Source organism: Candidatus Aegiribacteria sp., from assembly GCA_021108435.1.
In the GTDB taxonomy this organism is placed as follows: domain Bacteria; phylum Fermentibacterota; class Fermentibacteria; order Fermentibacterales; family JCC-6; genus Aegiribacteria.
In genome coordinates this window covers 1-14946 of record JAIOQY010000201.1, presented here as the reverse complement: position 1 = coordinate 14946, position 14946 = coordinate 1, and the positions used below count along the sequence as shown (strand labels likewise).

Annotated in this window: 18 protein-coding genes; 10 read left to right on the top strand and 8 right to left on the bottom strand. The window is 46.4% G+C overall.

The genetic code is table 11. The features are described from left to right. Window positions 1-87: 87 nt before the first annotated feature. The 5 genes from K8R76_12290 to K8R76_12270 are packed head-to-tail and all read right to left on the bottom strand — an operon-like array spanning window position 88 to window position 3092. Window positions 88-1041, bottom strand: a complete 954-nt coding sequence (locus K8R76_12290; protein ID MCD4848957.1) for a methyltransferase domain-containing protein — start codon at window positions 1039-1041, stop codon at window positions 88-90. Beyond that, a complete protein-coding gene (locus K8R76_12285; protein MCD4848956.1) occupies window positions 1038-1379 on the bottom strand; it encodes an MGMT family protein in 342 nt (113 codons plus the stop codon). The genes K8R76_12290 and K8R76_12285 overlap by 4 nt, the downstream gene beginning before the upstream one ends. Further along, the gene (locus K8R76_12280) at window positions 1376-1645 is read right to left on the bottom strand and encodes a DUF3634 family protein (protein ID MCD4848955.1); all 270 of its coding nucleotides are present in this window, start codon (window positions 1643-1645) and stop codon (window positions 1376-1378) included. Before K8R76_12280 ends, K8R76_12285 begins: the two co-directional genes overlap by 4 nt. Before the next feature lie 15 nt (window positions 1646-1660). Then, window positions 1661-2317, bottom strand: coding sequence for a SagB/ThcOx family dehydrogenase (locus K8R76_12275; GenBank protein MCD4848954.1), 657 nt, complete (start codon window positions 2315-2317; stop codon window positions 1661-1663). Between the two features lie 22 nt (window positions 2318-2339). Continuing rightward, window positions 2340-3092 carry a sulfite exporter TauE/SafE family protein gene (locus K8R76_12270; GenBank protein MCD4848953.1) on the bottom strand — a complete coding sequence of 251 codons (753 nt, stop codon included), beginning with the start codon at window positions 3090-3092 and terminating at the stop codon, window positions 2340-2342. A gap of 287 nt (window positions 3093-3379) precedes the next feature. Between K8R76_12270 and K8R76_12265 the strand changes: the two genes are divergently transcribed. Next, window positions 3380-3814, top strand: coding sequence for a hypothetical protein (locus K8R76_12265; GenBank protein MCD4848952.1), 435 nt, complete (start codon window positions 3380-3382; stop codon window positions 3812-3814). A 210-nt stretch (window positions 3815-4024) separates the two neighbouring features. On the opposite strand, the gene K8R76_12260 is transcribed toward K8R76_12265, so the two are convergent. Then, complete coding sequence (locus tag K8R76_12260) at window positions 4025-4483, bottom strand: PUR family DNA/RNA-binding protein (GenBank protein MCD4848951.1); 459 nt, start codon at window positions 4481-4483, stop codon at window positions 4025-4027. Between the two features lie 127 nt (window positions 4484-4610). Here K8R76_12260 and K8R76_12255 point away from each other — a divergent pair, with 127 nt between their 5' ends. The 6 genes from K8R76_12255 to K8R76_12230 all read left to right on the top strand — a co-directional run bounded on the left by K8R76_12255 (window position 4611) and on the right by K8R76_12230 (window position 10818). After that, window positions 4611-6311 carry a YgiQ family radical SAM protein gene (locus K8R76_12255; protein MCD4848950.1) on the top strand — a complete coding sequence of 567 codons (1701 nt, stop codon included), beginning with the start codon at window positions 4611-4613 and terminating at the stop codon, window positions 6309-6311. Between the two features lie 410 nt (window positions 6312-6721). Further along, window positions 6722-7273, top strand: a complete 552-nt coding sequence (locus K8R76_12250) for a LysR family transcriptional regulator (protein MCD4848949.1) — start codon at window positions 6722-6724, stop codon at window positions 7271-7273. Further along, entirely contained in the window at window positions 7273-8484 is a 1212-nt protein-coding gene (locus K8R76_12245; GenBank protein MCD4848948.1) for a molybdopterin molybdotransferase MoeA, read from the top strand. The genes K8R76_12250 and K8R76_12245 overlap by 1 nt, the downstream gene beginning before the upstream one ends. Then, window positions 8481-9428, top strand: coding sequence for a GTP 3',8-cyclase MoaA (gene moaA, locus K8R76_12240; protein ID MCD4848947.1), 948 nt, complete (start codon window positions 8481-8483; stop codon window positions 9426-9428). Before K8R76_12245 ends, moaA begins: the two co-directional genes overlap by 4 nt. Window positions 9429-9430: 2 nt before the next feature. Continuing rightward, window positions 9431-9904 (top strand): cyclic pyranopterin monophosphate synthase MoaC, encoded by a 474-nt coding sequence (moaC, locus tag K8R76_12235; GenBank protein MCD4848946.1) that lies wholly within the window; start codon window positions 9431-9433, stop codon window positions 9902-9904. Then, window positions 9892-10818, top strand: coding sequence for a hypothetical protein (locus K8R76_12230; protein ID MCD4848945.1), 927 nt, complete (start codon window positions 9892-9894; stop codon window positions 10816-10818). The genes moaC and K8R76_12230 overlap by 13 nt, the downstream gene beginning before the upstream one ends. 127 nt (window positions 10819-10945) lie before the next feature. On the opposite strand, the gene K8R76_12225 is transcribed toward K8R76_12230, so the two are convergent. Next, the gene (locus K8R76_12225) at window positions 10946-11428 is read right to left on the bottom strand and encodes a DUF302 domain-containing protein (GenBank protein ID MCD4848944.1); all 483 of its coding nucleotides are present in this window, start codon (window positions 11426-11428) and stop codon (window positions 10946-10948) included. A gap of 1 nt (window position 11429) precedes the next feature. After that, the gene (locus tag K8R76_12220) at window positions 11430-12110 is read right to left on the bottom strand and encodes a metalloregulator ArsR/SmtB family transcription factor (GenBank protein ID MCD4848943.1); all 681 of its coding nucleotides are present in this window, start codon (window positions 12108-12110) and stop codon (window positions 11430-11432) included. A gap of 187 nt (window positions 12111-12297) precedes the next feature. Between K8R76_12220 and K8R76_12215 the strand changes: the two genes are divergently transcribed. From K8R76_12215 to K8R76_12205, 3 genes are all read left to right on the top strand, one after another. Continuing rightward, complete coding sequence (locus tag K8R76_12215) at window positions 12298-13281, top strand: DUF4097 domain-containing protein (protein ID MCD4848942.1); 984 nt, start codon at window positions 12298-12300, stop codon at window positions 13279-13281. Next, the gene (locus tag K8R76_12210; protein ID MCD4848941.1) at window positions 13274-13633 is read left to right on the top strand and encodes a DUF2089 domain-containing protein; all 360 of its coding nucleotides are present in this window, start codon (window positions 13274-13276) and stop codon (window positions 13631-13633) included. The genes K8R76_12215 and K8R76_12210 overlap by 8 nt, the downstream gene beginning before the upstream one ends. Before the next feature lie 172 nt (window positions 13634-13805). Continuing rightward, the coding region (locus K8R76_12205) for a hypothetical protein (protein ID MCD4848940.1) at window positions 13806-14946 on the top strand (1141 nt) is incomplete at its 3' end.

Genomic DNA, 14946 nt, shown 5'->3' with positions numbered 1-14946 from the left:
CAAGATCTTTATTACGTTGATCAGAGGGTTCCAGACAGCATGTAATCATTCAGTTACCTGAAATGTAACGTGCTATTTTTCTTTGGTTCATTTCGGCACAAACCCCGTGAAGCAGAAAAATCCCGAAGGGCGAACACCTCTATAGAAAGAGCCTGAACTGATCTGGTCGAGGATTATCTCTGTGTTGATCTCGCGTTTCTCCTCAGCGAGTTTTCTGATCCTGTAATAGGTAGACAGGGAACCGCCTCCTGCGATAAAACACTCCCTGTACTCTGTCCACCAGAGCTTTTCCTCCTCCTCATCCCTTTCCTCAAGCCCTTCTCTGATTTTTACCAGCCAGTACCTCTGGGCTTCAGTTTCGTAGGGAGGATGAATGAACGAGGATTTGTCGTTGCATCTGCAGTCGATTCCGACCAGCCCCGCGTCAGCCATCATTTTCGGTACTTTCGATGCGATACCGTAGTCTCCCTTCCCGAGAAGCTTCCTGCCTTCAGCCCAGATAATCCAGGCTTTGAACCAGAACAAACGCTCTTTCATTGTGATTGATGGACGGGAGGAGAAGGGCACGGCAAGAGAAGAGGAGAGGTTGTCAGGCTCCATGCACATGACAGCACCGCCCGGTTTCGTTACACGGATCATCTCCACAAGCGCTGTTTCCGGTGTTTCAAGGTGCATGAGGAGGGTCTGGCACATGGTCAGGTCCGAGCATGCGTCTTGAAGCGGTATATCGCAGGCTTCCCCTTTGAGGAAACAGGTGCATCCTCCATCTGACCATTCTTCGGACATTTCTCGCGCATCTGTGAGCAGTTTTTCCGAGCAGTCCATTCCTATGTAGGTTCCACCTTCTCCGAAGTGCCTCCAGAAGGTCCAGCCCAGGTAGCCGAGTCCGCAGCCGACGTCAACTGCTGTTATGCCATGTTTGAGGTTCAGGGATGATGATATCCGATCGATCATGTCATCACGCCACATAAACCGTCTCTGGTCAACGATCATCTTCCTGAGATCCTTTTCCGACCAGTCCCGCTTACCTTTCTCAGTCATTCAGCTTCACCTCTCATCAAGGGTTCGGGACCTTCCCAGCCATAGATATCCAGGTTCACTCGATCCTTATCATTGAAAAGAACTCCTTCACCTTCAAGAAGCTGACGCTGGGCGGAGCACTCTCCTCCACCGCTCCTGATGCTGATCATACCTCTTTTGTTGATTACCCTGTGCCAGGGGATATCGCTTCCGAACGGGACTGATGACATTGAATAACCCACGTTCCTCGCGGAACACCTTCCTGCTATCCTGGAGACTTGACCATAGGTGGCCACTTTCCCAGGCGGTATCATTCTCACTACGCTGTATATTCTTGAGTACATTGATTCATTTTTCATTTCGCATGTATGGCCATGATATTTCGGAAACGCTGACGATCATTCTTACTGATATTCGAAGAGAAATCCAGTCTGATACAGCTTCCGGTTCGCAATCCCCATATCCATCCACACACTATATTGTTTTTTCGAGCTATTTCCGACCAATCCCTGAGCAGAGCTGGAGTTACTTGTCCAGCGGTAAGAACTGCAGCGCGGTCGGTGATCCTGATAGTGAAAAGAGGCGGAGATATTCTTCTCAGTAAGATTTTGATTAAATCGGACAAATTATCTCATTCCGATCAGTGTTCAACCGGTCTGCCGACAGGCATGAGATAGAGCGGAGTTTCATCTTCCGTGAGGTTGAGTATATCACTTATTTCATTGTCGCTGAACGCTCCGACTGCTACTGTGCCGAGTCCCATCGCGGTGCACTGGAGATAAATGTTCTGTGAAACATGTCCCGCTTCCATGTGGACATAGATTCTGCCGCGATTCCCGTAAACAGAAGTTGTTATGCTGCATTCCGCGGTAATGACTATAACCGCAGGCACATCTTTTACGCATGTCTGTCCGAGCGCTGCATCGGAAAGCTCATCGAGAAAATATCCCATCCTGACCGCTGTAAGGGATTCATCTGAAGGTTCATACATGTAGATCCCGGCTTCCAGAGAGTCAACATTTTCAGCGATGACAAAAACTGAAAGGGGGAAAGTTGCACCTGCGGAGGGCGCTGCTCTGAATCCATAATCTGAAGTGATACCCTGCGCCGAGTGCAGCATCCGCGCAAGCTCTGTCAAAGAGATACTCTCTGAGGCAAATGTGCGAATAGACCGTCTTGATTCTATTGCTTCCTCAATAGAGATACCGCTGTCCGGAGCAGGTTCAGGAAGCAGGATTACAGAAGAGTGAGGACTGCCGACGCAGGCTGTAACGGAGAAAATGAGATGGAGCAACATGATGATTAACATTTTCATATTATTAAAACAATCCTATCATTTTTGCCGCCATTCCAAGAATGGCAGCCGCGAGAATGATCCTGATCCATTTGTCACCCTTCCTGATGGCGAAAGTCGATCCGAACCAGCCACCCAGAGATGTTCCTGCTGTCAGAATCAGAGCGGGAAACCACTTAACCTCACCATTTGCGATGAAGACAATCAGTGATGGAGTAAGATAAGTTGCGATAATGACAATCTTCAGACTGTTTGTTTTGATCAGCGAGAGCCCTCCGATAACTGAGAGCGAGAAGATTATCAGGTAACCGGTGCCTGCCTGGATGAATCCTCCGTATATGCCGATTAAAAAGAAGGTGATGATCTGCAGCACCGAATGCTTGAGAATCCCGGAATTGTCATTTTGTGTGTTCTTTCTTCTCGGACGAAGTACAGTTACAAGTGCCAGAAGCATTATGATGGACATCACTGTTCGGAAAATATCCTCCGGTATATCAAGAGCTATGAATGATCCTATAACAGCACCGACCATTGCCGAAATCCCGAGCTTCATTCCCTGCCTGATGTCCTTGAATCCGTGCTTTCGAAAATTTCTGATGGCAACGAGGTTCTGGATGAGTACAGCCACCCTGTTCGTACCGTTTGCTGCGGCCGCGGGGAGACCCCCAAGGATCATGAGAAGGGGAATTGTCAGGAATGACCCCCCCCCGGCGCTGACGTTCACGAACCCTGCAGCGATACCTGCAAGAAACAAGAGTATTGCGTTCAGAGGCGTCATTACTTAATAATCTCCTGAAACCGATAATTATAGCCTGCATATTTCATCATGTTTCTTAACGAAACGGTGTAGAAGCGCTCGCAGACAAGGCATGCGAATGAGGTCGACGCAGACGTATTGTATATACTTCAAGGAAGGCCGATTGAGTATAACGCAGTATGCGAGTGTCTTATGCGCCGTTGCAGTAGAGACTTGGTGAGGTAGGCCGACTCTAATAGGGATAGTATGTTTCGCCAAGCGGATTACTTGCTTTTCCTGAATATGTGTTGTCTGAGAGGGGCTTGAGAATGCCTGTTGCTGTTTACTTTATTGCCGGTGCTTTGTTTCTTGTTGCTGTACTTGTTCATTTCCTGAAACGTCTTCAGACCGGAGCTATGAAGGAAGTCCTTCGTGAGTATCCATCGCATACACATGTAATTATTTCCCCCATGGCCAACATGTTTGGATTGAAATCGAAAGGAGTAAAACAGATTCGAGGGAATGGGGTTCTTGTGCTGACATCATCCTTGCTTTACTTCCGGATGCTTATTCCTGCAAAGAAACTGATTATTCCTGTTTCCAGTATCACCGGTGTTGAGACTCCTAAAAGTTTTGCCGGAAAAACAAAGGGTGTTAAACTTCTGAAAGTCGATTTCAGAACAGCCGACGGAAAAGCAGAATCAGCTGCCTGGCTTGTGGACAGACTGGAGGATTGGGTTTCAAGCCTGAACAAACTAATTTAACCCACAAATCTCACCAGCATTTTACTGCAGCGACGAATAAAGCCGCGTCTACTTCGTTATGCTCATACATCTGTCCTCGACGTACTATTCAAGTACGCCTCCGGAATCTGTACTCGCAAGCCTCGTATCCACAGCTTTTTTCGACGCTTCGTATCAAAAGCTGATGAAATATGCGGGTTTAGCAGCTGAATTTCATTGCAGCGTTTTCAGTTATCCTGTCTGTTTTTCGATTCCGGCAGGCTGTTCCATCAATCCCAGTTTCTCAAGCCTCATGGTTATTGCATAAATGCTTCTCTGTAACTTCTCAGAAAGCTCTTCCAGCGGTGTGTTGCTGCTGAACCCTTTCTTCAGAAGCTCTTCTTCTTCTTCAGTCCACACTTTGCCCGTTCGTTCATGCTTCTGTGATGAACCCGATTCAGGCAGCTCCCCTCTCTTCAGAACAGCCTGTTCAACTTCATAGAATGCCTTTTCAAGAGTTTTCCTGAGTTCATCGAGATTTTCTTCGAACAGGAAAATCCTGTTCTGGTCGAAACCGGTGTCCGAAATTCTTCTTGATTCCGTTATACAAAGGTAGAATCTGTCATTCACCGCCTGCCGTACGTCGATGAAGTATGTCGTTCTGCCGGCTGAGACTCTTTCCGAGGAAAGTATTCCGTTATCAGTATTCATATCTGTTTCCTTTCAGTTATAGTGTAAACAACCGTTCACTATTAGTGTCCGCTTTTTTCGAGGACTTGTCAACCCCCGGTATCCGTCTGTAGCTTCTCAGTCGGTTGAATCGGGAAATGGAGGTCTTATGAGAAAGCCTGCACCAGTTCTTCCCATGTCGAGGGTAGAAATGGTCGACCTTGGCTGGGAAGTCTGTGATATCATTCTGATTACAGGGGATGCATACGTTGATCACCCCTCTTTCGGAACCGCGCTGATAGGAAGGTTCCTGGAAGGTCTTGGATACAGGGTCGGAATAATACCTCAGCCTGATATCAGCACTTCTGAAGATTTCCTCCGTCTTGGAGTTCCCAGACTGTTTATCGGGATATCTTCCGGAGCGATGGACTCGATGGTTAATCATTACACATCCCTGAAACGGATTCGATCGGACGATGCTTATTCAGAGGGGGGAAAACCGGGAAAAAGGCCTGATAGAGCTGTTCTGAAGTATGTAAATATGGTGCAGAAGACAATGCCTGGAGTTCCGGTTGTAATTGGTGGTATAGAAGCCAGCATGAGAAGATTGAGTCATTTTGATTTCTGGAGTGAAAAAATCAGAAAATCGATTCTTCTCGATTCAAAAGCCCAGATCCTGATCTATGGAATGGGAGAGAAAGCTGTCGGGGAAATAGCGGACAGGATTTCAGCAGGCAGTGACCTCAAGGGAATTAAAGGTACTGCTATATATATGAGCAGTAAAGCATTGAATGATTCAGATATCAGTGAATACACGGAACTGCCGTCGCATGAGGAAGTAATCCGGTCACCTCAGGCATTCATGGAGATGACGAAGCTGATCGAAAGTGAAAGCAACCCATGGTCCGGTTCCACACTTGTTCAGAAGGCTGACAGCCGTGCAATCATTGTTTATCCGCCGCAGCATCCACTCAGCACTGTTGAAATGGACAGGATATACGATCTTCCATTCTCCAGAAAACCTCATCCGGTTTACATGAACGAAATACCTGCTTTCAGGATGATCAGGAATTCAATTACTGTTGTCAGGGGATGCTCAGGTGGATGCAGTTTCTGTGCTCTTGGACTTCATCAGGGAAGGGCTATAAGCAGCAGAAGTATCGAGTCTGTTCTGAGAGAAGTGCACAAGCTTAAGCTGGAGAAGTACTTCAGGGGAACAGTCACAGATCTGGGTGGCCCCACCGCCAATCTATACGGCATGGGTTGCTCGGACGAAGATGCAGAAAAAAAATGTAAAAGAAATTCCTGCCTCTATCCCGGAATCTGTCCGCATTTCAGTACTGATCATGGCCCATATCTGAATCTGCTTGATTCTGTATCGAGGATTGATGGAGTCAGCAATGTATTTATATCCAGCGGGATACGCTTTGATGTCGCGCTCCGGGATCTCCGATTTATAGAAAGACTTACCGCGAATCATGTTTCGGGTTTACTGAAGATAGCGCCTGAACATTTTTCCAGGGAAGTACTCAAGCTCATGCGGAAACCGGATCCGGACCTATGGAGAGAGTTTAAAGAACTGTTTGAGAAGTACTCTGAAAAAGTTGGAAAGAGGCAATATATAGAACCTTATATACTTGCGGCATTTCCAGGATGTGGAATGAACCAGATGCATGTGACTGCCAGCGAACTGAACCGGCAGAATATGCGCCCTGAAAAAGCCCAGATATTTCTTCCGACACCAATGACCATGGCAACTGCGATGTACTTCACTGAACTTCATCCTGATACAGGAGAGAGCATTTATGTGGCTCGAAAACCGTCGAGCAGGAAACGTCAGCTTGCCTGCCTGCCGGGACATTCCGGATAATTTATTATCTAATGCGATAATAACAGCAGATTAATTACCAATATTTCTATAAGCGCTTTTTCAATCTTTCAGAGTGTTCAAATGAAGAATGATTCGATATGTTTATTGCATATAACGGTACATTGTATAAAGGGTGGTAGGATATCAAGGATAGTCAGAAGCGACAGATAGTAATCAGTTCTGACGGGAGAAAACTCGGGAAAACACTTCTGGCCTGTGAACTGGTTGAGAAATTCAATTCAATCGGATTATCAGTCTCCTGTACAAAATTATCAAGAGGTACACATGGAATAAGTGGTATTCAAACAGATCGCGGACCTGAGGGATCTGACACAGATCGATTTTCGGAAGCGGGAGCTTCAAGGGTCATTTTCTTCCGATACTCCCATATGCAGGAATTATCTGAAGCCATGAATGATATCTCCTCTGACACGGATATCCATATATTGGAGAGTAATTCCATTCTAGAACTTATAAGCCCAGATTATCATATACATCTCATATCTGATTCCAGCCGAAAGCCTGGTGCAGACGTACTATCCCGGAAAGCCGACCTGACCGTTTTTAGTCCGCTGACAGCGATTGAGGCTGATAAGATCTCCGCGATTGTACCGGCTCTCATGAATATCAAGGGTATTTCCTCTTTTTCGATAAGTGGTAAACACTGGATAGAACTGGAAGGTGAATCTCTGTTCGGTCAGGGTCGGATTGAACTTCTGAAAGCGGTTGGAAGTACAGGGTCCATCCTGCAGGCTGCCAGGGAAACCGGAGTCCCATATAAGAGGGTATGGCTCCTGCTTCGGGACGCTGAAGACAGACTTGGCGCAGAACTCATCATGAGTGATCGAGGTGGTTCGAAAGGTGGAGGAAGCAATCTCACTAAGCTGGCTGAGAGAATCATTGAAATATGGGACAGAACTGAATCGGATTTCAGAGATCTGTTGAATCAACTGGAGGTATAATGATCTCTACTGCAGATGCTCTTCAAATAGTACTTGAGAATTCAGGACAGCCGCTCGTTATTCAATTACCTCTCGATAGTGCTGCCGGCTTCGTACTGGCAAGTGATATCCATTCCGATATAGATATGCCGCCCTTCAATCGTTCCGCCATGGATGGCTATGCGATTACTGGTAACGGATTGAGATATGAGCTTCTTGAAGAGATTGTTGCCGGGGATTCAGGTTCAGTCACTCTTGGAAAAGGTCTGGCCGCTCCGATTATGACAGGTGCTCCAGTTCCAGAAGGGGCCGACAGAATTGTGATTGTCGAAAACTCCAGAGTCGAGGAATCCGTTCTTTACCTTGATGAAGTACCTGATCCCGGAGCAAATATCTGCTGGCGAGGGCAGGATATAAAGGGGGGTCAGACGGTATTGGAGCATGGCACCAGACTGGCCAGTCAGCATCTTGGAATAGCTGCTGCTGCGGGCATGGGTGTTCTGGACGTGTTCAGCAAACCAAGGATTGCACTAGTCACAACCGGAACAGAAGTCATTCCACCAACATGGAAACCATCTCCAGGTGCCGTCAGAAACGCAAATATGTCTCTTGTAAATGCACAGCTGTCATTGGGTGGATTTCCCGTGGATATGTCAGTTCACTCTGCTGATGATCCCGAATCATTGAAAGCGACTTTTCAGCAGCTTCTGAGATATACCGATGTACTGATTGTGGCAGGAGGTGTTTCAAAGGGTACAAGAGATTTCGTTCCGTCAGTTCTTGAATCCCTCGGAGTAAAACTGCATATCAGAACTGTGGCTCAGAAACCCGGTAAACCGCTGCTGTTCGGAAACGATTCGGAAGGAAGACCTGTCTTTGGACTCCCGGGAAATCCTGTTTCGGTGATGGTTTCCATAGAGGAATATGTGCTTCCCCTTCTCAGGAAGAGAGCCGGATGCAAAGGATACCATAAACGTGTATATCATGGAGAGATAACATCCGATTACCGTAAGAAACCTGGCAGGCTGCATTTCCTCAGGGTTATCGCTTACCGTGAAAGTCATACATGGAAACTGCATCATCCGGAGAGTTCCGGCTCAGGAGACCTGATGAGCACAGTGAACGTGAATGCTCTAGCACTTGCAGGTGAAGATGTGGTGAGCCTGAGATCCGGAGATATCCTGTCTTTTCATTTCTTCTACTCAACTGCCGGGGAACTGTCCTTCGCGTGAAAGATAGGAACGGAAGGGAAATAAACTACCTGAGACTGTCCGTGACTGACAGGTGCAATCTCAGATGCGTCTACTGTATGCCGGAATCAGGCGTTCCGCTAATCGACCATGCAGATATCCTTTCTGTTGAAGAGGTCGTGCGCGTTGTTCGGATTATCAATGATTCAGTTGGCCTGTCAAAGGTGAGAATAACCGGAGGTGAACCCCTTGTGCGAAGAGGGGTGCTGCAGATAATAAAAGGAATTTCCCGCATCGGTATTGAAGAACTTACCCTGACAACCAATGGATTACTTCTGAAGCAGATGTCGAAGCAGCTTGCTGAAGCTGGAATACAGCGAGTGAATATCAGTCTGGACAGCCTGCGGGACCACAGGCTGAAGAAAATCTCGCGGAGAGACATCTCCCTGCATGATATAGAGAAAGCGATTTATGCAGCATTTGATGCGGGGCTGAAACCTGTCAGGATAAACTGCGTCCTCATGCGAGGAATAAACGATGATGAAATAGCTGAATTCCTCGAATGGGGAAAAAAAATGGGGGTCACGGTCCGTTTCATTGAGCACATGCCTTCCAGCCTCAACCAGAGCATTTTCGTTTCAAGGGATGAGATCATTCAGCACGCTTCAATTACAGGAACCATCCGCCGTCGGAAAGATGATGGAGGCACAGCTGGAATCTATACGGTTGGAGAAGGTGCTGATACATTCGGGATCATTGCTCCCTTCTCTGACCCTATGTGCAAAAATTGCAACAGGATAAGACTATCTGCAAGAGGCACGCTTGTACCCTGTCTTGCATCGACAGAAGAAATTTCTATCAGGGAACCTGTGCGTAACGGAGCTGATGATGAGAGCATCTCCAGGCTTGTACGGCAAATGGTAATCAATAAACCTGACTCACATGGTGGCTGCGTAAGCACGGAAATGTGGAAGATTGGCGGGTAGATATGAAGAAAATGTCTCATATTGATAAGAAGGGGAACGCGAGGATGGTTGATGTTTCATCAAAGGAACCAACTGAAAGAACAGCAGTAGCCTCCGGGTGCATAAAACTTGGTAAAAATGCGTCTGACTCCATCGATGATGATTCCGTTCCAAAGGGTGATGTATTCGCTGCAGCCAGAATAGCTGCAATTCAGGCGGTGAAAAAAACGTGGGAGACCATCCCGCTTTGTCATCCAATAAGGATAGGTGGAACTTTGATTGAACTGGTGAAGGACGGAACATCAGTTACCGCAGTCTGTACTGTGAAGGGCATAGAGTCTACCGGATACGAAATGGAAGCTCTTGTTGGAGTAACAACAGCTCTTCTGACTGTTTACGATATGACCAAAGCACTTGATCGCGAAATGGAAATAACCGATGTGAGACTCCTTCGGAAAAGTGGAGGGAAATCAGGAGAGTATATATGGCAAGGGTAAGCGCTGTCTGTCTCTCCGAAAAAAGGATGACACGGAAGACAAAGCAGGATTCGATAAATCTGATCGAAAACTTCGGTGTTGAGGGAGATGCTCACGGAGGAACGGGTTCACGCCAGGTTTCAATACTCTCAGAGCTGTCACTTTCTAAAATGGAAGCGGAAGGGATAACCATCTCACACGGCTGCTGTGGAGAGAATATCGATGTTGGCGGAGCGGTTGAACTTCATACATTGCTCCCCGGAGTAAAGCTCAAATTCGGCGATTCCGCTGTGGTAGGGATTACTGAAATAGGGAAGGATAATTCAGACGGTCATGCGGACAATGTCATTCAGAAGAACATCTTTCCAGTTGAAGGCATTTTCGCTGAAGTACTCACAGGCGGAGCTGTTAAACCGGACGATCCTATCGAAGTACTCCGTGATCCCGGATACAGCGCAGGAGTACTGACAGTAAGTGATTCAGCATCCAGAGGGGATTATCCTGACCTGAGCGGCCCCGCATTGATGGAATTGCTTCGCAGTAATGATTTTCTTCCTGCGAGGTATGCCTTAGTTCCTGACGAGGTGCCTGAAATAGCGGCGAAGCTGAAAAGATGGTGCGATGACGGTTTTCTGGATGTGCTGTTCACAACAGGCGGAACCGGTTTTTCTGTGAGAGATGTTACTCCGGAAGCAACAGTAATGATATGTGACAGGAACGTTCCGGGTATTCCCGAAATGATAAGACAGAAATCCTCGGAGATCGTTAATTCAGCCTGGCTGTCCCGGGCAGTCGCGGGTATAAGAAAGAGGACTCTCGTCATTAATCTGCCGGGAAGCAAGAAAGCAGCCCTCGAATGCGCTGAATTCGCTCTTGCTGTAATTGATCACGGTCTTGAGATACTTCGTGGCGACGTCACTAACTGCGGACAGTAGGGTCACACCTTGTATTTTGATATTTAGCGCATAATGCATTACAAACTGTAATGTAAAGTACTGTAATTAAGATTGTAAGAAACCGGAAACCCATTAGAGCTTCCGGTTTCTCCAGATGACCCTGTAACTAATGAGGAAGAACTGCCCCAAGTATCTGTTCAGTCTCAGACGTAGCGTCAGCCATAAGCCTTTCGATATCACCACCGAAGAGCTTGCTCATCATACCTGTGTTCATTCTCGAAACGATTACGTCGCCCTCAGATGTTTCGTATACCGCTACCCGGCAGGGCATCATGGAAGACACCACGCGGGATTCATCATCCGAGAGTATCTGTCCTGCGAGATCTACCTTGCATAATTCGATTACGGTGACAGGAGCAACATCATATCCGCCACCCGCAACCGAGTTACTGATTACGTGAACCGCAGGGATTTTCCAGCCAAGCGTTTCTGCCTCTGCCTGGATTATTTCAACGGTATCATCATATGAGTAAAGACTTTCACTTTCATTGATCATCATACCCGGGGCAACGGAAATACCGACGATTCCCACAAGAGCGGCTCCGGCAATGAAACTGATCAGCCCGGTTATTATATATTTAACATTCACTTTACTTACCTTTCTCTATATGGAGGGTTTCAGAAATCTGATCTCTCCATAATTTTTGAGAGATTCTACCGGTTACACTGTCTTCCAACCTGAAAGCAGTTAAACCGGCTTTTCTCATCTGTGTGACAGCTCTGTCAGCGAGATCGCAGAAAATGTCACTGCAATACGCAAGAACTGTCCTGGTGTCTTTGAATTTGGAGATGAAATTTTCAAGTTCATTGAAAGGAACAGAGACAGCAGCAGGGAGATGCGCGGAATTGAATTCTTCGGTATCCCGGACGTCGATTATTAGTACTTTTCCGGATTTGACTAAATCGGTCAGATTCGAGTCATCGGAACATTGAAACTTATGCCGTGTAGTTTCAAGTTCCTTCATATGGAGTTTCATGTCCGGAAGCAATTCAATTGACAGGTTCTTGAGATTGCTCATTAGAGTAATGATGCCGGTGCAGGAGACAGAGTAGAGAGAATATCTGCCTTTTTTCTGAAATGATACGAAACCTGAAGATTTCAGCTTTTGCAGGTGATGAGAAACAGTCTTCACCGGTAAATCAAGTACACTTGCAAGATCCTCAACAGTTCTTTCAGCCTGGCAGAGACTGTCGATTATTCGTAGCCGTTCCGGTGAATCCAGTGCTTTACCAAGTACTGAGATTTTACTGAAGAAATCCGACTTGTTCACTTGTTCCTTTCATATACTAACATTCCAACGAACGTTAGAATAATATATTCCATGCATTTTGTCAACCCTGTTTGATAAGCATGGAGAATGTTGTTGAAAAGTGTTAATATAGAAAAAGAACTTGACAATATATAAAGTATGGTTTATATATAAGCCTGAATTTATGAAACTCTAGAAAGGAGTAGTCATGAGTGAGGAACAGAAAGAAATACTTCAGATGGTTTCTGAAGGTAAGATAACTGCTGACGATGGTGTAAAACTACTTACTGCGCTGGAGGAAGGAGAGCGGAAAAGACGAGATCATGATTCACCTGCCCAAAGAATGAAGAAGCAGAAAAAAATGATCCTCGAATCAATGAGGGGTCACGGTATGGGTCTTGAAGACATGCGCGAAATCGGGCACATGGTCAAGAATATTGTTGGCGACGCTGTATCAGGTATCAATGAGAACTTTTCAACAGAGATATTTAATATCGACAAGGATCGATTCAAGTATTCCGGGAAACTTGATGGTGAAATTGAATTAGATGAAGGAACAGAATTATACATATCAAATAAGCGATCAAGGAGCGGAGCTGACATAAATCTTGAAGGTGTTGACGGTTCATCATGCGCAGTTATCGGTGAAGATGCGCCAGAAGTATCCATATTGCGTGATGGTGAATCTGTCTGGCTGAAGTGGGATGAGGGTGATATTACACTGAGTATACCTGAATCTGTTGGACAACTGAGCACCAGCACAAATGGCGGTGATATTACCGTTACAAGAGTAAGAACTCCGGTAAATGTGAAGACCGCAGGAGGAGATATCAGCATTCTGGAAGCATCGCATGGTTTTAATGCAAAAACAATGGGAGGTGACATTATCATTTCGCTGAGTGATCTGTGGGATGAGGATTCCGCTGCTGTGACAATGGGTGGCGATATCAACGTAGGTTTGCGCACGGACACAAAAGCCGTTATTTCTGCAAAGACCTATGGAGGTGATATCAATGTTCAGGAAGGTATTGGTGAGATAAGCAGGTCTGGACAATTCGGTGCCTCCAACGTAAGAGTATGCTTGTCAGGAGAAGAATCTTCTGCTATCAGATTAAAAACTATGGGTGGAGACATCTCGATCAGTGATCGGGAAATAATTGAGGAAGGTGGGGAGATAGAAGACGATGACTGACAGTTCCATGCCCCCTAAGTGTCCGTCATGCGGTGACAAATTGATTGTTGTTAAGCTTCAGTGCAGTTCGTGTGATACAGAAGTTAATGGCGAATTTGATCTGTGCCCTGTATGTAGTCTGGAGGGAAATCATCGTGAACTATTTGATCTTTTCCTCGAGGCCAGGGGTAATCTGAAGCAGGTTCAGAGAAAACTGGGTGTGTCATACCCGACTGTTCGACTGAGGATAGAGGATATGTTCAGTGAATTAAGGGGAGATAAGCCGCCGCAGGATCCTTCTGAGGTTCTCAAGAAGCTCAGTAATGGTGAAATAGACGTAGATACTGCACAAAAACTGCTTGCAGGGTATTGAATTAGATCTGCGTGGTTTCAGGTCACTAAATCAGTATTCAGCACATAGGGTCAGGCCGTGAAAATCAGTTTTAAACGCTGATTTTCAAGACCTGACCCAGTGCATTATTATAGACATGTCCATATATTGACTGATGGTCCCGGATTTCGAAACTTGTTAAATGGAGAATCAATTGCCGCACGAATTCGCTTCACTGCTTCAGAAATTACATAGACACACCCAAAGAGCTGATACCGCCTCCGATTATGAAACCGGTGAGCTCAAGCAGGGAGAGAGAAGGAATGTAGCGATACTTTATCTTGATCTGGGCGGGTTCACTTCCATCTCCGAGAAGCTGGATCATGAAGAGGTTCATGATATCGCCAAGGGTATCATGGATACTCTTGTAGATATCTCCTGCCACTACGGCGGTTATGTAGACAAGATCGAAGGTGACAGGATCATGGTTCTTTTCGGAGCCAGAAAAGCCGGGGAGAATGACAGTATGCGAGCTGTTACCTGCGGACTGAGGATGATTGATTCTATCCAGACCGCAAGTGATATACTGTCTGAGATCGGGATTTCCGTAACGGCAAGAATAGGGATCAATACAGGCTCGGTTACTGTTGCACCCGATGCTATAGGACATCTCACCGCAATGGGAAATACGGTGAATCTGGCATCCAGAATGGAGGAAGCTGCTGATGTCAACACCATTCTGGTGACCAGATCCGTTCAGGAGAAATGCGGCGAAATGGTGATCTGGGAGAATATGGGGAACATTTCTCTCAAGGGGGTTTCGAATCCAGTATATGCCTTCCGGCCAACGGGACTTGGGAATATTTCGGGAACTCGCTGGGAACGGATTGCCAGAGTTACAACTTCCACCTTTGTGGGGAGGACGAATGAGCTATCCATTCTTGAGAAGAAGCTCGATATGCAGGCACGCGGTGAAACCGGAAGGAATCCTGCTGGAGGTTTAAGGCATATTGTTCTGGGTATCAAGGGCGAGGCTGGTATAGGGAAATCCCGCCTTGTATGGGAATTCTCAAAACGGAAATGTACGAACAGGGATATTCTGGTGCTCAACGGACATACATTATCGTTCGCTCAGCCTGCCTATTGGCTCTGGACGACTGTTCTTCGGGATTTCTTTGGTATCGAGCACGGCAGCAAATCCAATTATAGAGAGCTTAAGGATAAGATAAAGGTACTCAGTGATGATACTGCACTGCTTTCCTCGCTTCCGTTCCTCGCTGATCTTCTTTCGATTAAGTCCGATGATCATAAACTGGAGGAACTCGATCTCAGAACCAGGGCACTGGAGACCAGGA